Origin of the sequence: Lysinibacillus sp. FSL P4-0201 (assembly GCF_038593425.1) — a bacterium.
Lineage (GTDB): Bacteria > Bacillota > Bacilli > Bacillales_A > Planococcaceae > Lysinibacillus > Lysinibacillus capsici.
Map to the genome: position 1 here is coordinate 1,058,462 of NZ_CP151995.1, position 20,962 is coordinate 1,079,423.

Genomic DNA, 20,962 nt, shown 5'->3' on the forward strand with positions numbered 1-20,962 from the left:
AACCAAATTTTTTTGGAGAGTCGTCATAATCGACAAAGCTTATGTTATAATAATCCCAGTATGCAAAGAAAGGTGTGACGAACCTTGGTGCGTAGTATGACTGGTTTTGGCAGAGGTGTCACAACAACTAGAGACTTTCAATTAACCGTGGAAATGCGCTCGGTCAACCATCGTTTTTTAGAAATTAATGCAAAATTTCCGAAAGAATGGCTTGAAGCTGAAATTTTTGCAAAGAAACTAATTTCTCAAGCTTTGTCACGCGGCAAAATTGATGTGATGGTATATGTGAAGGACTTAGAGAACGTAGAGCAATCTATTGAGATTAATTGGTCATTAATTGAAGCGTATCGTAAGGCAAAAGAGCAATTAGCAAGTAAAGTACCACTTGAAGAAAAATGGACGATGCAAGAGCTTTTATCGTTAGAGCAGGCCCTTGTGCAGCAAAAGCCTCAGCTTACACCAGAGGATTTACTCAGTGCTGTTGAACAAGCAATTTCACAAGCGATTGAACAGCTCGTACAAATGCGTGAGCGTGAAGGGCAAGAATTACAAGAGGTTGTTGTACAATATAAAGAACAGTTAATGGAGCAAGTCAATCAGATTCGTTTGTGTTCTTCACTTGCTGTTGAAAAATATCGTACACGATTAATAGAGCGAATTAATGAAGTTGCAAACGGCACATTGCTAGAAGATCGTTTACTAGCGGAAGTAGCGATTTTTGCAGAACGAGTAGACATCTCCGAAGAATTAGACAGATTAGATAGTCACTTCAACCAGCTGGAGGAAACATTACTTGAAAAGATTTCGGTTGGGCGTAAATTGGACTTTTTAATGCAGGAAATACATCGCGAGATTAATACGATTGGTTCAAAAAATCAATCTACAGAAGCAGCGGTTGCTGTTGTTCAGGCGAAAACAATTTTAGAAAAGATGCGTGAGCAAGTGCAAAACATCGAATAACTTGCACGTGTCTGTTATAAATTAAGGGAGATATAGAGAATAAATGATAAAAGAACGTGGATTATTAATTGTTCTGTCTGGCCCCTCTGGTGTAGGTAAAGGGACAGTGCGAAAAGAATTATTTTCTCAGCCGAATACGAATTATGAGTATTCCATCTCGATGACAACACGAAATCCTCGCGAAGGTGAAGTAGATGGTGTAGACTATTTTTTCAAGACACGTCATGAATTTGAAGTGTTAATTGAACAAGGTGGCTTATTAGAGCACGCTGAATTTGTCGGTAACTATTATGGAACACCATTAGCTTATGTAAATGAAACACTTGATGCAGGTCGTGATGTATTTTTAGAAATCGAAGTGCAGGGTGCAGCACAAATTCGTAAAAAAGCACCAGATGCCTTATTTATTTTCTTAGCCCCTCCAAGTTTAACGGAATTAAAAGATCGTTTAGTTGGACGTGGGACAGAAACGGAGGATATCATTGCCAAACGAATCGCTACTGCAAGTGAAGAGCTTGAAATGATGAGCTTGTATGATTATGTTGTGGAAAATGATGAAGTGACGAATGCCTGTGATCGTATAAATGCGATTATTAAAGCCGAGCATTGTCGTAGAGAACGTGTTGAAAAAAGATATTTGTCAATGTTGAGAGGAGAATAAAACAATGCTATACCCATCAGTAGACGCTTTAAAAAAGGAAATCGATTCAAAATATTCATTAGTGAGCCTTGCTTCTAAACGTGCTCGCCAAATGCAAGAAGAGCAAGACACAGAACGCTTACACAAGTATGTTTCCCATAAATATGTTGGGAAAGCACTTGAAGAAGTAGCGGCAGGTGTACTTACGAAAGTATCACAGGATGAGTCAACTGTGTATGAGGACGAAATCTAACATCATGTAAAGAGCTTTACTATGTTTACATGCATGCTAGTCTAGTTAGCAGTAGATTTTGATTATACAGAATGCCGAAAGCTCCCAGGGAATCCTTCTTTGGGAGCTTATCATTTGAAAGGACGACACCTAGCATGAATAAAAATATTTTACTTTGTGTTTCAGGCGGGATTGCCGTATATAAAGCTGTGGCACTCGTAAGCAAGCTATCACAAGCAGGAGCCAATGTAAAAGTCATCATGACAGCCTCTGCTAGACAGTTTGTAAATCCATTAAGTTTTCAAGTGATGTCCAAAAATGATGTTTATTTTGACACGTTTGATGAAAAAGATTCAAGTGTGATTGCTCATATAGACTTAGCAGACTGGGCTGATTTAATTTTAGTAGCGCCCGCTACAGCAAATATAATAGGAAAAATGGCCAATGGTATAGCAGATGATATGATCACAACAACCCTGCTTGCTACGACAGCACCTGTATGGATTGCACCAGCCATGAATGTACACATGTACGACCATCCAGCGGTAAAACGTAATTTGGATAGGCTATCAGCTGATGGCTACAAATTTATTGAGCCTTCCGAAGGTTTTTTAGCATGTGGCTATGTCGGGAAGGGCCGTCTAGAGGAGCCAGAAAAAATCACTGCACTTGTTCAAGATTTTTTTTCGGGAAAAACTAAACCACTAACAGATAAAACAGTCATAGTGACTGCGGGTGCCCTACATGTACCATTGGATGAACAGCATGTAATTAGTCCACAGGCAAATGGAGCCATAGGCCGAGCTTTAGCACATGAAGCAAGAATGCTAGGCGCACATGTAATTGAAATAGAAAATTCTAATTTGTTTGATGCTATACAGCAACTGGAGGCTTATAAAATCCAATATCCTCAGGCAATATTGATCCATGCAGCAAATGTGCCGACTATAAAGGAAACGCCGATCATTTCGGTAGAAGGCATAAAAGCGATCACTTTCGGACAAAAAGTGCAAGGAACTCCAATGCTTAATATACTTTCTGAGAGATGGATTGATTTTAGTGAAAAAGCGCAGCTTAACGGACAGTTTTTGGCTACAATTAACCCACAACTTTTTGCTCAGACATTATGGTCATATATTATAAAGGGTGAGGAACAATGAGCTTCTTGATAGCAGAGGTCATTGTAGATGTCTCTACTTACCATGTAGACCGTCCATTTGATTATCAAGTACCTGTAGAATGGATTAGTGTTATCGAGTTAGGAAGTCGTGTTAAAGTGCCATTTGGTCCAAGGAATGTCCTGGGTTTTGTTGTTGGATTGAAGAAAGAAACAGATGTACCGTTAAATAAACTAAAGGCAATCAATCAAATTTTAGATATGGAGCCAGTCCTGACAGAAGAGATGTTGCGAATGGCGAAGTGGTTGAAGAACGATACGATTTGCTATGAAATAGATGCCTTGCAAGTGATGTTACCATCTGCACTTCGAGCCAAGTATGAAAAAATGATTAAGTTACAGCAAGGTCAACAATTACCACTAGAGGTACAGGCTATATTCGGTAAGCGTCAACGAGTAAATTTTAAAGAATTTGAACGAGCAGGTTTACTACCCCTTTTGAAACAATTGGTTGCAGAAAACATTGTTGCAATCGAAAATGTTGTGAAGCAACAGGGAAATGTGAAAGAAATTCGAATGGTTCAAATAACAGCAGACCAACAACTTATTGAACGTGCTTTAGAGCAATCATCCAGAGCAGCTAAACAACGGCTATTACTGCAATGGATGTGCCTACACTTAGGAGAGATTTTTACTCCCCAACAAATTTGTGACGAAGCAAGGGTCTCTATTTCAGTTTTAGAGGCAGTAATTGATAAAGGAGCTGCTCAATTTATTCAAGAGGAAGTATTTCGTGATCCATTTACGAAGGAAGTTTCACGTACACATGCCTTACAATTAACGAGTGAGCAGCAGGTTGCTCTCCAAGCTATTACTACAGCTATGGACCAGCAAATAGCGCAAACCTTTTTATTACATGGTGTAACAGGAAGTGGCAAAACAGAGGTTTATTTGCAGGCTATTCAAAAGGTATTAGAAGAAGGAAAAGAAGCCATTATGTTGGTACCTGAAATCTCTTTAACTCCACAAATGACCGAACGATTCCGCAGTCGCTTTGGTGAGATGGTTGCTGTGATGCATAGTGGATTATCTGTAGGGGAGAAATATGATGAATGGCGTAAAATCCAACAAGGCAAAGTGAAGGTCGTAGTTGGAGCTCGTTCAGCTATTTTTGCTCCTTTTACGAATATAGGGCTTATTATATTGGATGAGGAACATGAATCAACTTATAAGCAAGAAGATTCACCGCGTTATCATGCAAGAGATGTAGCCATCTGGCGTAGCGAATTTTATAACTGTCCTATTATTTTAGGGAGTGCAACACCAGCATTAGAATCATTTGCAAGAGCTAAAAAGGGAGTATATAAGCTACTCTCCTTAAAACACCGTGCTTTACATCAGGCTTTGCCGACTGTTTTTATTGCAGATATGCGTGAAGAACTGAGACAAGGTAATCGTTCGATGTTTTCCCAATCACTGATAGAAGCAATCCGTTTAAGACTTGAGAAAAAAGAACAAATGGTGCTGTTTTTAAACCGTCGTGGCTATTCATCATTTGTACTCTGCCGAGATTGTGGAACAGTTGTCCAATGTCCAAATTGCGATATTTCATTAACCTATCATCGAACAACTGAAAAATTGAAATGTCATTATTGTGGTTACGAGGAACATGTTCCACAAATATGTCCGCAATGTCAAAGTGATCATATTCGTTATTTTGGTACAGGTACACAAAAGGTGGAAGAGGAGCTGTATAAGTTGTTTCCTGAGGCAAGAGTATTACGTATGGATGTAGATACTACGAAGCATAAAGGGGCACATGAAGAAATATTAGAGACATTTGGGGCAGGGCATGCAGATATTTTGCTGGGTACTCAAATGATCGCAAAGGGTCTGGATTTTCCAAATATTACGCTAGTCGGTGTACTTAGTGCTGATACATCCTTACATTTACCTGATTACCGCGCAGCAGAGCGAACATTTCAGCTATTAACACAGGTAAGTGGCCGAGCTGGGAGACATGACAAGCTAGGGGAAGTCATCATTCAAACGTATACACCTGAGCATTACGCAATTGAATTAGCTAAAACACAAGAGTATGAACCATTTTATGAACGTGAGATGTTTTTACGTCGCAGATCAAACTATCCACCTTATTATTTTGTAGCTCTTATTCAATTATCCCATGAAGATGTCATGATGGCTGCTGAATATGCTGGTCGAGTGGCTGATTGGTTACGAGGGAACTTATCGAATCAAGTAGCAATAATAGGACCAACAACTGCGAGTATTGCTCGTCTCCAAAATAGATATCGTTATCAATGTTTGATAAAATATAAAATTGAACCAAATCTAATTCCCGTGTTACAACGTTTACTTGCTATGTATAGAGCAGAGTGGATTAAACAAGGAATATTAATGACGGTAGATTTAGATCCGTCTACTATATAGTTAGCGTGTAATAATAGCACGATTTTTAATAAAAGTATCAATTAGCTAGTGCACTAGCTTTAAAGCAGAAATGAGGAAATAATAATGGCTATAAAAAAAGTAATTGAAAATCCTGCAAAAGTACTATCCACACCGTGTGCTGAAGTGACAGAAATTAATGATGAAATTATTACATTACTTGATGATTTATATGACACTATGGTGGAATATGATGGCGTTGGAATTGCGGCACCACAAATAGACGTAGGGTTACGGGTAGCAATTGTTGAACTAGGTGAAGAACGTGATATTTTAGAAATGATTAATCCAACTGTCGTTGAAACGGACGGAGCAGAAGTAGATATTGAAGGATGCTTGAGCTTTCCAGGGTTATATGGAGAAGTGGAACGTCCTAGTTATGTCAAAATTGAAGCATGTGATCGTGAAGGACGTGTTTATGAATTAGAGGCAGGTGGCTTTGATGCCCGTGCGATTTTACATGAAATTGATCATTTAGATGGTGTGCTTTTCGATTCAAAAATCAAGCGTATTGTCACAGCAGAAGAACTAGAAGAAATGTACGCTGAAGAGGAGGAATAAAATGACATCTATCGTTTTTATGGGGACACCTGACTTCTCCGCACCTATTTTGCGTATGCTACATGATGAAGGATATACTATTAAAGCAGTTGTAACACAACCAGATCGTCCAGTTGGGCGTAAGCGAGTATTAACACCGCCGCCAGTAAAGGCAACGGCTTTGGAACTTGGCTTGCCAATTATTCAACCTGAAAAATTGCGTGGCTCCGAGGAGTTACAGCAGATTCTTGCTTTACAGCCTGATCTAGTAATAACAGCAGCATTTGGACAGATACTACCAAAAGAATTATTAGATGCACCAGCTCTAGGCTGTATTAATGTCCATGCCTCCCTATTACCAAAATATCGTGGAGGGGCTCCGATTCACCAAGCCGTCATGGATGGTGAAAAAGAAACAGGAGTAACAATCATGTATATGGCAGAAAAGCTTGATGCGGGAGATATTATCTCTCAAAAAGCGATCCCTATTGAAGAAGATGATCATACTGGTGGACTTTTTGATAAGCTAAGTATGGTTGGCTGTGAATTACTTAAGGAAACACTTCCTTCTATTATAAATGGTACAAATAACCGTACAGTTCAAGATGAAGCACAAGTTACCTTTGCAAGTAATATTTCAAGGGAACAAGAACGGATTGATTGGACCAACGATGCTATTACTTTATACAATCAAGTGCGCGGTCTTCATCCATGGCCTGTTGCTTATACTACTTTTGAGGATGGTAATTTTAAAATTTGGTGGGCAACGATTGGCAAAAGTAAGCATGAGGCTAATCCAGGTACAGTGGTTGCCATTGATAAAGATCATTTTGAGGTAGCAGCTGGCAACGGGACAACTTTAGCATTATATGATGTGCAACCAGCTGGTAAAAAGCGCATGACCGCAGAGGAATATTTACGTGGGACAGGTTCTAAATTACAGATTGGGGACCAATTTAAATGAGTAAAAAAAGTGTAGTGATTTGGGATGGCAATGTACGAGATGCCGCATTGTCAATTCTATTAGCAGTTGATAAAAATCAGGCTTATAGCAACTTATTGCTAAATGAAACAATTAAACGACATAAAATTGAAGCAAAAGATCGTGCTTTATTGACTGAAATAACGTATGGAACTTTACAGCATAAAATGACACTTGATTATTACTTAGAGCCATTTATTCGTGGTTCAATTGATCATTGGGTTCGCTGGTTATTAAGAATTTCGTTGTATCAAATCCATTATTTAACACGTATCCCTCCACACGCTGCAGTTAACGAAGCAGTAGAAATTGCCAAGCGTCGAGGGCATCGTGGAATCGCTTCTATGGTCAATGGCATATTAAGATCCGTGTTACGCAGTGGAGTCCCTTCAACAGATGACATAGCAGATCCAATTGAGCGCCTTTCAATAGAAACAAGTCATCCAATGTGGTTAGTTCAAAGATTTGTTGATAACTACGGTCTTGAAGTAGCGACTGAAATGTTGCATGAAAATAATAGACCGCCTGTGCAGACTGTGCGTGTTAATACGACAAAAGCAACTGTTCAGCAAGCAATTGCCAAGTTAGAGGCAGAAGGATTAACGGCTAATCAAAGCGACGTTATACCAGAGTGCTTATACATTACAAACGGTCAACCAGCTCGTACAAAAGCCTTCAAAGAAGGTATGATTACTATTCAGGATGAAAGTTCAATGATACCTGCTAATGTGCTAAATCCATCTCCAGGTATGCGTGTCTTGGATATGTGTGCGGCACCTGGTGGAAAAACAACACATATTGCCGAAATAATGAAAAATGAAGGGTCTATTTTAGCAACAGACCTTCATCCACATAAATTAGATTTAATCGACCATAATACAGAGCGTCTAGGGCTTGATATTGTTGAAACAGCCCCAATAGACGGACGGAAAGCACCAGAATTTTTACAAGCAGCGTCTTTTGATGCTATCTTAGTCGATGCACCATGTAGTGGACTAGGAGTTATGCGACGAAAGCCAGATATTAAATATACAAAGCGAGAAGAAGATTTAGAAAGTCTTCAAAAAATCCAATTAGCTTTACTTGATGCAGCAACGAAAGTTTTGAAAACAGATGGTAAGCTTGTATACAGTACGTGTACAGTAGACATACAAGAAAATGAAGGCACTGTGAAAGCCTTTTTAACAGCACATCCAGAAATGGAAGCTATACAACTAGAATCTTTACCAACAAAATTAGCGGAAAAGCAAGCTAATGGCATGCTTCAAGTCTTTCCACAAGACTTTGGCAGTGACGGTTTCTTTGTCGCCGCCTTTCGTAAAAAAGGAGAATCCAACTAATGGTGGATCAAGAGAAATTTAATGAACGTATTAACGATTTAGTAGAAGAAGCAGAAGAAAAGCCCGTTCGACGTGTAAAAAAAGAAAAGCCAAATTTAAAAGAATCCATTTATTCGTTACAACCTCATCAATTAGAAGAATGGCTAAAGGAAAATGGCGAAAAGCCTTTCCGTGCGGCTCAAATTTTTGACTGGCTGTATAATAAACGTGTAAAGACATTTGAAGAAATGTCAAACCTTTCAAAGGGATTACACGAAAAACTAACTGCAAATTTTGCATTATCCACACTATCAACCATTATTAAACAAGAATCTAAAGATGGTACCATTAAATTTTTATTCCAATTACAAGATGGCTATTCAATAGAAACTGTTTTAATGCGCCATGAATATGGAAATTCTGTCTGTGTAACAACACAAGTAGGCTGCCGAATTGGCTGTACGTTTTGTGCATCCACTTTAGGTGGTTTGAAGCGACATTTATTAGCAGGGGAAATTGTGGAGCAAGTTGTCAAAGTGCAGCAAACATTAGATGAATTGGACGAGCGAGTATCTCATATTGTCATTATGGGTATTGGTGAACCTTTCGATAACTATGATGCAATGATGAACTTCTTAAAAGTGATCAATCATGAAAAAGGTTTAAATATCGGAGCACGTCATATCACAGTTTCAACATCGGGTATTGTCCCTAAAATTTACCAGTTTGCAGATGAACAATTACAGATTAACTTTGCCGTTTCTCTGCATGCGCCAAACCAAGAAGCACGTCAAAAGCTAATGCCAATTGCCCGTGCTTATAAATTAGAAGAATTAATGGAAGCTGTGCGATACTATACAAAAAAAACAGGTCGACGAGTGAGTTTCGAGTATGGGCTGATGTCTGGTGAAAATGATTCAGTAGAAATAGCAGAGGAACTATCTGCTTTAATTAAAGGAATTAAATGTCATGTCAACTTAATTCCTGTAAACTATGTACCAGAACGTGATTATGTTCGTACATCTCGTAGTCAAATTTTTGCTTTTGAAAAAACATTAAAGAAAAATGGTATTAACGTAACGATCCGCCGAGAGCAAGGTTCAGATATCGCTGCTGCGTGTGGTCAATTACGTGCACAAGAGAGATCTGAAGAAACGAGGTGACCAGTATTGGAATACACAGTCGAAAGTGATATTGGTTTAAAACGATCCATTAATGAGGACCGTGCTGCATTCTTTAAACGTCCAGATGGGCTTGCACTAGCACTTGTAGCGGATGGCATGGGTGGTCATAATGCTGGTGATGTAGCAAGTGATATGGCAATTAAACAAATGGAATCCTTTTTTTTACAGGCAGACACACATCATTTTGTATCCACAACATCAAAAAAAGAATGGTTATTACAAACAGTTAAGCAATTGAATAAAACAATATATGACTATTCTTTATCACATGAAGACTGTAAAGGAATGGGCACGACATTTATTGCAGTGTTAATCGAAGAACAACATTGCTTCATTGCACATGTGGGGGACAGTCGTGTGTATTATTTCTTTGAAGATGGTGCACAACAAATAACAAAAGATCATTCATATGTGAACGTCTTGGTCGAAAATGGTGAGATAAGCGAAGAAGAGGCTTTGACACATCCAAAGAAAAATTTCATCTTAAAAGCGGTTGGGACAGAGGACACAATCGAACCAGACTTTTATGAAGTAGATTTAGCATCAGAATCGTATTTACTCATTTGTTCAGATGGATTAAGCAATAAACTAACTGTTTATGAAATGGCATCGATAATTACGTATCCAGACTCCATTAAGGAAAAGGGGCGTAAACTTGTAGAATTAGCAAATGCCAGCGGGGGAGAAGACAATATCTCCCTCGTGCTATTAACGAAAAAGGATGAGGAGGTGTAAGAATGCTTGTAGGTAAAAGAATTAGTGACCGTTATAAAATTTTAGAACTCATTGGTGGCGGAGGTATGTCCAATGTTTATTTAGCACACGATATGATCTTAAATCGTGATGTAGCCATTAAAATATTACGCTATGATTTTTCCAATGAGGATGAATTACATCGACGTTTTCAACGTGAGGCACTGTCTGCTACAAGTCTTACACATCCAAATATTGTTAGTGTTTATGATGTAGGTGACGATGGAGATCTACACTATATTGTGATGGAATATGTTCAAGGAAAAACATTAAAGCAGTACATACAAGAATTTGCACCAATTTCTCCTGCTAGAAGTGTGCATATTATGAAGCAATTAACGTCTGCCATTGCTAATGCCCATGAAAATCATATTATCCACCGTGATATTAAACCGCAAAATATATTAATGGATGCGGAAGGTAATGTGAAAATTACGGATTTTGGTATTGCCATGACGTTAAGTGCTACATCATTTACTCAAACAAATTCTGTGCTTGGTACAGTCCATTATTTATCACCAGAGCAAGCTCGCGGCGGTACAGCTACAAACAAATCAGATATTTATGCACTCGGTATCGTGTTATATGAATTATTAACAGGTGAACTTCCATTTTCTGGTGAATCTGCTGTTTCAATAGCACTTAAGCATTTACAAGCCGAAACACCTTCTGTCCGTGCTTTTGATGCAACGATTCCCCAAAGCTTGGAAAATGTAGTATTAAAGGCTACTGCCAAAGATTCATCCCATCGTTATACTACAGTGGAAGAAATGTATGAAGATTTGGAAACCGTACTAACACCATCTAGAATCAACGATCCCAAATTTGTCATACCTGTGGATAATGATGTAACGAGAGCTATTCCCATCATTAAAGAGCAGATGCATAAAAAAGACGAAGATCTAACTAAAACAAGAGTTATTGAACCGATTATGGAAGCTAAAGCACCTTCTCAACCACAACCTAAAAAGCCTGTAGAAAAGCCAGTTCCTGTAAAGGCAAAGAAGAAAAATTGGCCCAAATATGTTGCAGGACTATTCATTGCAGCGGTTGTCATTTTCTTATTCTTTATTTTTGCAAAAGATTTATTTAGCCCGAAAAAAGTGGCTATACCAGATGTAGCAAATTTAACAATAGAGGAAGCGACAAAAAAATTAGAAGCAGATGGATTTGTTGTTGGTGAAGAGCATCAGGAGCGAAATCATGAGGAAATAGAGAAGGGGAAAGTTATTGAAACGGACCCATCAAAAAATTCATTACGTGAAAAAGGCTCAGAGGTAGACTTAATCGTTAGTTTAGGTGTAGAGATGACGACTGTTGATAATTATGTAGGACAAAATTATAGTCAAGTTGAAGCTTTAATAAAAGGAAAGTATAAAGACGTAATAAAAGAGGATGTCCCTTCTAATGAGCCAGAAGGAAGAATTATTGAACAAAGCATACCACCAAATTCTGAGGTAGTAGCGAAAGAAGAAACAATCACGTTTAAAGTTAGCCAAGGAGTTAGAATGGTAAGGGTTGAAAATGTTGTAAATTATACGAAAGCTGATATGGATGACTATGTGAAAAGAGCAGGTCTCAATTGGCGTATATCTCGTGAAGAACATCATGAAACCATCCCAGCTGGCAGTGTAATTTCGCAATTGACAAAAGCGGGTACTATGGTAGAAGAAGGTTCTATGATATCGGTTGTAATAAGTAAAGGGCCAGCAAAACAGCCCGATAAACTACGTGTCATACCTGTAGTCATTGAGTATAAACCTACAGAAGAGGGAATAGCTCAAAATATTCGAATTGAAATTCAAGATAAAAATCATACATTGTCTGAACCTGTTGAAGTATTTGAAATTTTAAGTGATACGCCATACAACATTCAGCTTACAATTGAAGATGGCAAAGATGCGAGTTATAGAATAATTCGTGACTCAGAAATAATTTTAGAAGGCAAAGTTAATTATAATGATGTCGATTAAGGAGGAATTGGATGGCGCAAGGCCAAATAAGAAAAGCATTAAGTGGTTATTATTATGTATTTGATGGACATCAATTGATTCAATGTCGAGGACGTGGGGTATTTCGTAATCGTGGCGAATCCCCACTCGTAGGCGATATTGTAGAGTATACAATGGAAACTGAAGGCTCTGATGGGACAATACAAAAGATTTTTGAGCGTCAAAATGAATTAGTACGTCCGCCAATTGCGAATATTGATCAAGGTATTTTGGTGTTTTCTGTAAAGGAACCGAATTTCAATACCATTTTACTGGATCGTTTTTTAGTTGTGTTAGAATCCTTCCATGTACATCCTATTATTTGTTTAACAAAAATGGATTTGCTAGAAAATGATGAACGTGATGAATTACAAAATTATATAGCAGATTATGAAAGCATGGGCTATACAGTTTTGCAAACATATAAAGATGAAGAAGAATTAGTAGAACGGTTACGTCCTATTTTAAAGGGAAAAACCACCGTTTTAGCTGGCCAATCGGGCGTTGGGAAATCAACTTTGCTTAATACGCTCATTCCAGAGTTGAACTTAAAAACGGGTATTATATCCCAAAGCTTAGGACGGGGTAAACATACTACTCGTCATGTTGAACTGATAGAGGTCTGTGATGGTTTATTAGCAGATACGCCTGGATTTAGTTCCTTTGATTTTGACGAAATTGAGAAAGAAGAATTAGGTGTATGTTTTCCTGAAATGGCTAGAGTAGCGGATGATTGTAAATTTAGAGGTTGCTTACACTTGAAAGAGCCAAAATGTGCAGTAAAGGCAGCAGTAGAAGCAGGGGAAATTCGAGACTACCGCTACAAGCATTATGAACAATTTATGCAAGAAATTATGGATCGAAAGCCGAGGTATTAATGATGATACAAATAGCACCATCAATTTTAGCAGCAAATTTTGCAAAGTTAGGTGAAGAAGTAAAGGAAGTAGAGCAAGCAGGTGCACAACTTATTCATATTGATGTAATGGATGGTCACTTTGTACCGAATATTTCATTTGGTTCTATTGTATTGGATGCTATCCGTCCATTAACGAAGTTACCATTAGATGTGCATTTAATGATAGAAAATCCAGATCAGTATATTGAACAGTTCGCAACAGCTGGAGCAGATTATATTACAGTACATGTAGAAACATGCCGTCATTTACATCGAACAATTCAATTAATCCGTTCTTTTGGTGTAAAAGCGGGTGTCGTATTAAATCCACATACACCGATAGAATCAATTCAACACATTTTAGAAGATATTGATATGGTATTATTAATGACTGTTAATCCTGGATTCGGTGGACAAAAATTTATTCATTCTGTTGTACCTAAAATTGAAGCATTATCAACAATAATTAAGGAGCGAGGCTTAGATATTGCTATTGAAATTGATGGTGGTATTACTGCTGAAACAATTGTGCCATGTGCACAGGCTGGAGCGACAATTTTTGTAGCTGGGTCAGCTATCTATAGTAAAGAAGATCGAACAGCTGCTCTTCAAGAGATTTTACTAGCTGGTGAGGCAGCGATTAAAGGATGACGACAGTCGTTGTTTGTGCAGGTGGTCCAAAAAATGAGCTTTGTTCATTTTCATCGTTTCAGCAACAACAGGATGTTGTGTTTATCGGGGCTGATCGTGGCGCTTTATATTTAATTGAGCAAGGAATTACGCCCCATGCTATTGTTGGTGATTTTGATTCTTTAACGGATGAAGAATATCGACAAGTAATGGCACAAACCAATGATCAACAACGTTTTCAAGAAGAGAAAAATGAAACAGACACGGATTTAGCTTTGCTTAAAGCCTATACGTTTGCACCACAAGAAATTATTTTGACAGGTGTGACGGGTGGGCGTTTAGATCATTACGAGGCAGCTGTTCGTTCTATTTATCGGTTACAAAAAGAGCATCCTCAAATTGAGTTAAAGATAATCAATCATACTAATATGTTGCAATTTTTACTACCAGGTACACATACAATTTATGCAGATGATCGATACCGATACTTGTCTTTTTTTGCTCACGAGGAGCCTATTCAAGGTGTAACATTACGACAAGTAAAATATGAAACAACGAATGAGGAAATTTCCTTAGGAACATCTCGATTTACAAGTAATGAAATAATAGGAACTTCAGGGTCTATATCTTTCTCGCAAGGCATATGTTTAATGATAAGAAGCATAGATTAGCGTAAGGGGGAGAGAGTCCTGAAAGTATATACGTTCCAATTGCCGAAATTCGTGAGTAGTATCACGCGTACGTGTATTAACCTATTTAAAAAAGATAAGAAAGTAAAAAAATCCGACTAGTGTTAGTCGGATTTTTTTACTTTCTTCTAGAATACTAATCAAGAAAAAAATCGATTGCGCTCAATGCGAAATCGATTTTTTAGAAGCAGCGATTAAACGCGCTCGATTTTACCTGATTTTAATGCACGAGCAGAAACCCATACACGTTTTGGTTTACCGTCAACTAAGATACGAACTTTTTGAAGGTTAGCACCCCAAGTACGTTTGTTAGCGTTCATAGCGTGGGAACGGTTGTTACCAGTACGAGCTTTACGTCCAGTGATTACACATTGTTTTGGCATGTTGTATTCCCTCCTTACTGTTGATGCTGAAAGATTATTATTTCAGTTCGGTATTTCACATACCATAATAATTTAACATACGATGGCGTTCAGTGCAACAGTTTTCACATAACCTTTCAAGAAAAAAACCTTTACAGACATAAAACATTTATGAAAAGTAGAGAAGTTTAATGGGGAATAGTTCTCCTATCCTTTTCCTCGATAACCAAGTTTCAGCGATACACGTCTACCAGTATCAACTAATCGCTCAATCAATGTATTAATATGATCTTGAGAGACATTAAAGTTTACAAAACCAATACTGACTGCTCCTATCACTTCACCAAAACCATCTAAAACAGAGACAGCAATGGAGGAAGTACCTGCAGTTCGTTCTCCATGACTTATTGCATAGCCTTGTTGTCGAATTTGGTGAAGCTGCTCCTCTAATTCGGCCATTTCATCTTTAGTTACTAGTTGCTCTAGAATTTCTTTGGATTGTAGCGCTGACATTGAGGCAAGTATGGCCTTATTGGCCGCTCCGATATGCATAGGAATGCGAATACCCAACTGATCATAAATACGAATCGGATTAGCTGCACTGTCTATCCGTTCTATAATAATCGTATCTAATCCAGCTGGTTTACTTAAATAAACGCTTTCTTCAACCTCCCTGGCTAATCGTTCTAACTCAGGTCTGATTTTGCTAATATAATCCATCGTATCATACACCTGTAAGCCAAGTTCCATCCATATGGTTCCAAGCCGATAATATTTAGTCTGTTCATCTTGCTCAATCATCCCTTGTTTAATCATGGCTTTTAAAATTCTATGTAAAGTACTTAGCGGTAAATCGCATTTTGTAGAAAGCTCTGAAATGGACAAGCTACTGTCGTTTGCATCAGCTGCTAAAACCTTGGCAATTGTCATCGCCCGCTCTAATAATTGCATTTGTCCCACCTCCCTTCATCCTATTTTATTTTTATTCTCCATCTACGTCTAGTTCCAATATTCCCGTACAAATCAGAAGTCTAAACAAATGCTTATTTTAATTCACGAAAGCTACAAAAGGATCCTTTAAGAGGCTTCTTTAATAAACGATAGCATTTTTTCCAAGGGTGAACGCAATCTAGATTAAAAGAAAAATAAAAGTTTTCTAAATATATTGACAGTATAGCATAAAACGAATATATTCTTCATATAAACTTTCCTCTTAACGGAAACGTTTTCCACTACACGGAAATGAGGTGAAAGGAATGCATTATTGTTCATCAATGTATGCGCCTTTGAAACATGTTATTGTAAAAGATCCAAAAGATGCTTTCCGAAGCCAGACACATCTTAGTGAGGAATGGAAAACATTTAACTACTTATCTGAGCCTAATTATGAAGAAGCTCTAAGCGAATACGCTGAATTTATTGGGATTCTTGGAAAGTATGTTGAGACTATTGAATATCTGCCTATAGCAGATGAAGTAGGATTAGATTCTCTTTATGCACATGATCCAGTTAAATTCACTCCAAATGGTGCCATAATACTGAAATCAGGCAAAAAATTAAGACAACCAGAAGCAGCAGTATACAAGGACTTTTTACGGCAAAAAGGTATACCAATAATTGGTGAACTTACTGGAGAGGCAGTTTCAGACGGTGGAGATATTGTTTGGCTAGATGATCGAACGCTCGTTGTGGGTAGAGGTTATCGAACAAACGATGAAGCCATTCGTCAGTTAAAGGAAATGACAGCCGATATGGTAGATGAATTTATAGTTGTACAACTACCACATGATCTTGGTGAAGCTGAATGTTTACATTTAATGTCTTTCATAAGTATGGTAGACCGAGATTTAGCTGTTGTGCATTCGCGTTTAATGCCAGTATTTTTCAGACAACTGCTAATTGAGCGTGGCATCCAGCTAGTAGAAGTACCTAAAGATGAATACGATTCGTTAGGCTGTAATGTTTTAGCGCTTGCACCAAGGGTATGTGTGATTCCTCAAGGCAACAAAGAAACAAAGCAACAGCTACTTGATGCTGGAGCAACGGTGTACGAATATAAAGGCGATGAAATTACTGTTAAAGGAACAGGTGGGCCGACTTGCCTAACTTGCCCAGTAGTAAGAGGATAAAGGAGAAGATGAATATGTTTAAAAATGTTATTGTTAAAAATCCAGGTAATAGTTTTGTAAACGGTTTAACAACTAGTGATTTAGGAAAGCCGATTTTAGAAAAATTATTTGAACAACATGAACATTATGTAGAGGCTTTAAAAAAATGCGGTGTAGAAGTTACACAATTACCAGCAAATGAAGCATTTCCAGATTCAACATTTGTAGAGGATACAGCTGTATTAACGGCTGAATTTGCTATTATATCGAATCCTGGAGCAGCAGCTCGTAACCGCGAAATTGAAGAAATCGAACCAGCTGTAAAGCAATTCTATGAAAAAATTTACTATATTAAAGGTTCTGGAACACTTGATGGTGGAGATGTACTACAAGCAGAGAAAAAGTTTTACGTAGGGATCTCAGAACGCACAAATGAAGAAGGTGCTCAGCAATTTAAAGAGATTGTTGAACAAGAAGGTTATGAAGCAACTATTATTCCATTAAAAGAATTCTTCCATTTAAAAACTGGAATTGCCTATGTTGGGGAAAATCGTATGGTGCTAGCTGGTGAATTTGTCGATCATCCTGCATTTGAATCTTACGAAAAAATTGTGATTCCTAAAGAGGATGAATATTCAGCTAACTGTATTCAAGTAAATGATTATATTATTATTCCAGCTGGCTATCCAGAAACAAATCGTAAATTACTAGACCTTGGCTATCAAACAATTGAACTTGATATGTCTGAATTTAGAAAACACGATGGTGGTTTAAGCTGTTTATCATTACGTTTTTAAGTAAATCTAATAATACCCAATCAATTTAAAAGAGAAAATTGATTGGGTACTTTCATTCTTAAAATATCAGAATATTTAATATTTTTACATTATATGGGAAGTAGGGATGGATGTTGAATAAAGGGGATCAGCTTCACAATAATCAATTAAAGCGTTCGATGAAAAGTCGTCACTTGTTAATGCTTTCACTTGGGGGTGTTATTGGAACAGGCTTATTTTTAAATGTAGGCTATACCATTAACCAGGCAGGACCCGGCGGTGCACTGATTGGTTACTTATTTGGTGGCTTAATTTTGTTTATGGTCATGAATTGTCTTGGGGAATTGGCTGTTTACATGCCTGTTACAGGTTCTTTCCAAACATATGCAACACGTTTCATTAGTCCTTCAGCCGGTTTTTCATTAGGTTGGATGTATTTTGTTGGATCTGCTGCCACAGCAGGCGTTGAATTTACGGCTGCAGGTATTTTAATGCAGCATTGGTTTCCAAGTGTACCAATTTGGATATGGTGTGCTGTGTTTATGGTTCTTTTATTTGTCTTAAATGCTTTAACAACGAAGGGCTTTGCTGAAGCAGAGTTCTGGTTTGCTAGTATAAAAGTTGTTGCAGTGATTGCATTTATCATTATTGGTGGAGCAGCAATCTTTGGTTTAATTCCATTAGCAGATCGTCCTACTCCACATCTCACAAATTTAGCACCTTCTGGTTTATTCCCAGCAGGTATTACGATTATTTTTGTCACAATGATGAATGTAATTTTTTCTTATCAGGGATCAGAGCTGGTGGGTATTGCAGCAGGGGAGACCGAGAACCCTGAAAAAAATATTCCTAGAGCGATTCGTACAATTCTATTTAGAATCATCGTTTTCTATATTGCTTCCATTATTGTATTATCGGCAATATTCCCAGCATCAGAGCTTGGGCTTATGGAAAGTCCATTTGTCACGTTAATGAATTTAGCTGGTGTACCATATGCAGCTGGTATCATGAACTTTGTTATTTTGACAGCTATTTTATCAGTCGGTAATTCATGTTTATATGCATCAACACGTTTATTATTTTCCATGTCACAAGAGGGGATGGCGCCCAAGTTATTTGGTCGATTAACGAAAAATAAAGTACCTTTAAATGCGCTTATTTTTACGATGGTATTCTCACTCTTATCTTTATTAACTAGTGTAATGGAAGCTGATGCTGTATTTGTATTACTAATGTCGGTAGCAGGTATATCTGTCACAATTTCATGGATGGGAATATGTGCTTCTCAGTTAATGTTCCGTTATCGCTATGTGAAGTCGGGAGGAAATGTGGCTGATCTAAAATTTAAAACACCACTATTCCCGTTGATTCCAGTATTTTGTATAATCTTTTGTGTTTTAATTTTAGTATTTTTAGCGTTTGATCCAACGCAAAGGATTGGTTTACTATACGGGATTGGCTTCTTTATTGCCTGTATGATTTTTTATCAATTGAAATTAAAGAAAGCGGCGACTGCTGCTACAGATAGCAAAAGTGAAGAAACACTAGAAATTCGTTAATCGTACCTCTAAGGAGAAAAAATCATGAATACTTTTATGTGGGATACACCCGAAAAACTACGTGCCCTATTATGTGAACTTGTGAGCTGGGAAAGCCGAACATTAACGGAGGGTGAAAATAAATTTGCCTTTCGACTAAAAGATAAATTGTTAACGCTTCCATATTTTGAAAAGCACCCAGACTTGATTGAATTACATGATGCAGGACTTGGCAGAAATGCAGTGACAGCCTTCTATAAGCATCCAACCGCAACTGAAACCGTTGTGTTAATCAGTCACTTCGATACCGTGCATACAGAGGAATATGGTGAACTAGAGCCGTTAGCCTTTTCTCCAGAAGAACTAACGAAAAAGCTAATGGAACCTAAATACCTAAAAGATTTACCAGAGGCAGCTCGCATTGATTTGGCGTCTGGGAATTATTTATTTGGACGCGGCACAATGGATATGAAAATGGGTCTTGCCTTACACATGCAGTTGATCGAAAAGGCAAGCTTTGAGCAATGGCCGATTAATTTGATTTTAACAACGGTCCCTGATGAGGAAGTCAACTCTGCTGGTATGAGAGCGGCTGTTGTGGAACTGGTGAGACTGCGGGAACAGCATGGCTTAACCTATAAATTATTTTTAAATAGTGAGCCATCGTTTTCACAAGGGCCTTCGGATACGAATGAATATATTTATTCAGGTACAATTGGTAAAATTATGCCTGCTGCTTTGTTCTACGGAAAAGAGACACATGTCGGTGAGCCATTAAAAGGGATGACGGCTCCCTTTATCGCTTCCTATATGACACAGCATATGGAGTGGAATCCCCTTTTCCGTGAAACAGATTTAGGCGAAAGCACACCACTACCCGTCTCTCTACAATTAAAAGATTTAAAAATGGAGTATTCTACACAAACACCATACCGTGCGGCGGCACTTTACAATGTCTTTTTGTTAAAACGTACAGCGGCTGAGGTGATGGCTATTTTTGAGGAAGTTGCGTTACAGGCAATGGCTGCTTGCAATGCGCACTATCAGGACATTTGTACACGCGAAAATGTTCAGGGTGTGGGCAAGGTAAAGGTCTTACGCTATGAGGCATTATTGGAGCATGCGATCCATAAGTTAGGAGCTGAGGAAGTACAAGCGATTAAGCACCAGGTTCAGCAGCATCCTGCATGGGATGATCGTGAAAAATCCATTCGTATTGTGGATCAGCTCATGATTCGCTGTCAGGAATTAGCACCTGCCACAGTTCTGTTATATGCACCACCTTACTATCCAGCCATTAATTCATCCAACCATCCATTAGTGAAACAGTCGATTGAATTAATGAAGCAAACAGCTCAAACATTTGATATTGAGGTGGAGCAGATCCACTACTTTAACGGAATCTGTGATTTAAGCTATGTCAACTATTCAGATGCATCCAATGAGTGGCTAGCATTTGAACGGAACACACCTGTATGGGGCGATACGTATCATATTCCATTCAAAGAGATGGCAGCATTACAAGGTCCTGTCTTAAATGTCGGTCCATTTGGTAAGGATGCCCATCAAAAAACAGAACGATTGCATGTGGATAGTGCGTTTAAAGAGATGCCTGTTATGATTGACACGCTTATTAAAAGTCTATTTTAGCCAAATAAATTTTTCGATATTTAATTGAATACAATGTAAAAAGTTGATGCTATAAAGGTATCAACTTTTTTATTTATCAGAAAAATTTAGATTGACTTGTATTTTTCGTTATCATGACGATACA

General features: G+C 38.0%; 21 protein-coding genes. 19 read left to right on the forward strand and 2 right to left on the reverse strand.

The genetic code is table 11. The annotated features are described in order from the left end of the window. Positions 1 to 84 precede the first annotated feature (84 nt). From MKY76_RS05010 to spoVM, 15 genes are all read left to right on the forward strand, one after another. On the forward strand, positions 85 to 960 hold the full coding sequence (locus MKY76_RS05010; RefSeq protein WP_103117562.1) for a YicC/YloC family endoribonuclease: 876 nt from the start codon (positions 85 to 87) through the stop codon (positions 958 to 960). Between the two features lie 43 nt (positions 961 to 1,003). Continuing rightward, positions 1,004 to 1,621, forward strand: a complete 618-nt coding sequence (gmk, locus tag MKY76_RS05015) for a guanylate kinase (RefSeq protein WP_004227379.1) — start codon at positions 1,004 to 1,006, stop codon at positions 1,619 to 1,621. A 4-nt stretch (positions 1,622 to 1,625) separates the two neighbouring features. Continuing rightward, a complete protein-coding gene (gene rpoZ / locus MKY76_RS05020) occupies positions 1,626 to 1,853 on the forward strand; it encodes a DNA-directed RNA polymerase subunit omega (protein ID WP_004227380.1) in 228 nt (75 codons plus the stop codon). Positions 1,854 to 1,987: 134 nt separating this feature from the next. After that, positions 1,988 to 2,992: a bifunctional phosphopantothenoylcysteine decarboxylase/phosphopantothenate--cysteine ligase CoaBC gene (gene coaBC / locus MKY76_RS05025; RefSeq protein WP_048395374.1), complete on the forward strand. Its 1,005-nt coding sequence runs from the start codon at positions 1,988 to 1,990 to the stop codon at positions 2,990 to 2,992. Then, positions 2,989 to 5,400 (forward strand): primosomal protein N', encoded by a 2,412-nt coding sequence (priA, locus tag MKY76_RS05030; protein ID WP_257961586.1) that lies wholly within the window; start codon positions 2,989 to 2,991, stop codon positions 5,398 to 5,400. The genes coaBC and priA overlap by 4 nt, the downstream gene beginning before the upstream one ends. Before the next feature lie 84 nt (positions 5,401 to 5,484). Beyond that, entirely contained in the window at positions 5,485 to 5,979 is a 495-nt protein-coding gene (gene def, locus MKY76_RS05035) for a peptide deformylase (protein ID WP_004227388.1), read from the forward strand. A gap of 1 nt (position 5,980) precedes the next feature. Continuing rightward, complete coding sequence (gene fmt, locus MKY76_RS05040; protein ID WP_103117565.1) at positions 5,981 to 6,922, forward strand: methionyl-tRNA formyltransferase; 942 nt, start codon at positions 5,981 to 5,983, stop codon at positions 6,920 to 6,922. Continuing rightward, positions 6,919 to 8,280, forward strand: coding sequence for a 16S rRNA (cytosine(967)-C(5))-methyltransferase RsmB (gene rsmB, locus MKY76_RS05045; protein ID WP_257961587.1), 1,362 nt, complete (start codon positions 6,919 to 6,921; stop codon positions 8,278 to 8,280). Before fmt ends, rsmB begins: the two co-directional genes overlap by 4 nt. Beyond that, a complete protein-coding gene (gene rlmN / locus MKY76_RS05050) occupies positions 8,280 to 9,422 on the forward strand; it encodes a 23S rRNA (adenine(2503)-C(2))-methyltransferase RlmN (RefSeq protein WP_342557482.1) in 1,143 nt (380 codons plus the stop codon). Before rsmB ends, rlmN begins: the two co-directional genes overlap by 1 nt. A 6-nt stretch (positions 9,423 to 9,428) precedes the next feature. Continuing rightward, complete coding sequence (locus tag MKY76_RS05055) at positions 9,429 to 10,178, forward strand: Stp1/IreP family PP2C-type Ser/Thr phosphatase (RefSeq protein ID WP_342557483.1); 750 nt, start codon at positions 9,429 to 9,431, stop codon at positions 10,176 to 10,178. 2 nt (positions 10,179 to 10,180) lie between these two features. Further along, on the forward strand, positions 10,181 to 12,169 hold the full coding sequence (gene pknB / locus MKY76_RS05060; protein WP_103117567.1) for a Stk1 family PASTA domain-containing Ser/Thr kinase: 1,989 nt from the start codon (positions 10,181 to 10,183) through the stop codon (positions 12,167 to 12,169). 11 nt (positions 12,170 to 12,180) lie between these two features. After that, entirely contained in the window at positions 12,181 to 13,065 is an 885-nt protein-coding gene (gene rsgA / locus MKY76_RS05065; protein ID WP_048395362.1) for a ribosome small subunit-dependent GTPase A, read from the forward strand. Positions 13,066 to 13,067: 2 nt separating this feature from the next. Beyond that, positions 13,068 to 13,736, forward strand: coding sequence for a ribulose-phosphate 3-epimerase (gene rpe, locus MKY76_RS05070; RefSeq protein WP_342557885.1), 669 nt, complete (start codon positions 13,068 to 13,070; stop codon positions 13,734 to 13,736). Then, positions 13,733 to 14,386 (forward strand): thiamine diphosphokinase, encoded by a 654-nt coding sequence (locus tag MKY76_RS05075; protein ID WP_048395359.1) that lies wholly within the window; start codon positions 13,733 to 13,735, stop codon positions 14,384 to 14,386. Before rpe ends, MKY76_RS05075 begins: the two co-directional genes overlap by 4 nt. A gap of 18 nt (positions 14,387 to 14,404) precedes the next feature. Further along, positions 14,405 to 14,506 (forward strand): stage V sporulation protein SpoVM, encoded by a 102-nt coding sequence (gene spoVM / locus MKY76_RS05080; RefSeq protein WP_099805045.1) that lies wholly within the window; start codon positions 14,405 to 14,407, stop codon positions 14,504 to 14,506. Positions 14,507 to 14,598: 92 nt separating this feature from the next. On the opposite strand, the gene rpmB is transcribed toward spoVM, so the two are convergent. Together rpmB and MKY76_RS05090 are read right to left on the reverse strand one after the other, a co-directional pair. Continuing rightward, complete coding sequence (gene rpmB, locus MKY76_RS05085) at positions 14,599 to 14,787, reverse strand: 50S ribosomal protein L28 (RefSeq protein WP_004227417.1); 189 nt, start codon at positions 14,785 to 14,787, stop codon at positions 14,599 to 14,601. A 186-nt stretch (positions 14,788 to 14,973) separates the two neighbouring features. Beyond that, positions 14,974 to 15,717: an IclR family transcriptional regulator gene (locus tag MKY76_RS05090; RefSeq protein ID WP_048395357.1), complete on the reverse strand. Its 744-nt coding sequence runs from the start codon at positions 15,715 to 15,717 to the stop codon at positions 14,974 to 14,976. Between the two features lie 305 nt (positions 15,718 to 16,022). On the opposite strand from MKY76_RS05090, the gene MKY76_RS05095 reads away from it, so the two are divergent. The 4 genes from MKY76_RS05095 to MKY76_RS05110 all read left to right on the forward strand — a co-directional run bounded on the left by MKY76_RS05095 (position 16,023) and on the right by MKY76_RS05110 (position 20,838). After that, the gene (locus MKY76_RS05095; protein WP_054549885.1) at positions 16,023 to 16,895 is read left to right on the forward strand and encodes an arginine deiminase family protein; all 873 of its coding nucleotides are present in this window, start codon (positions 16,023 to 16,025) and stop codon (positions 16,893 to 16,895) included. A 14-nt stretch (positions 16,896 to 16,909) separates the two neighbouring features. Beyond that, positions 16,910 to 17,671: an arginine deiminase family protein gene (locus MKY76_RS05100; protein WP_342557484.1), complete on the forward strand. Its 762-nt coding sequence runs from the start codon at positions 16,910 to 16,912 to the stop codon at positions 17,669 to 17,671. A gap of 110 nt (positions 17,672 to 17,781) precedes the next feature. Further along, the gene (locus tag MKY76_RS05105; protein ID WP_066037828.1) at positions 17,782 to 19,209 is read left to right on the forward strand and encodes an amino acid permease; all 1,428 of its coding nucleotides are present in this window, start codon (positions 17,782 to 17,784) and stop codon (positions 19,207 to 19,209) included. Between the two features lie 24 nt (positions 19,210 to 19,233). Continuing rightward, a complete protein-coding gene (locus MKY76_RS05110; protein WP_103117570.1) occupies positions 19,234 to 20,838 on the forward strand; it encodes a M20/M25/M40 family metallo-hydrolase in 1,605 nt (534 codons plus the stop codon). The last annotated feature ends 124 nt before the right edge of the window (positions 20,839 to 20,962 follow it).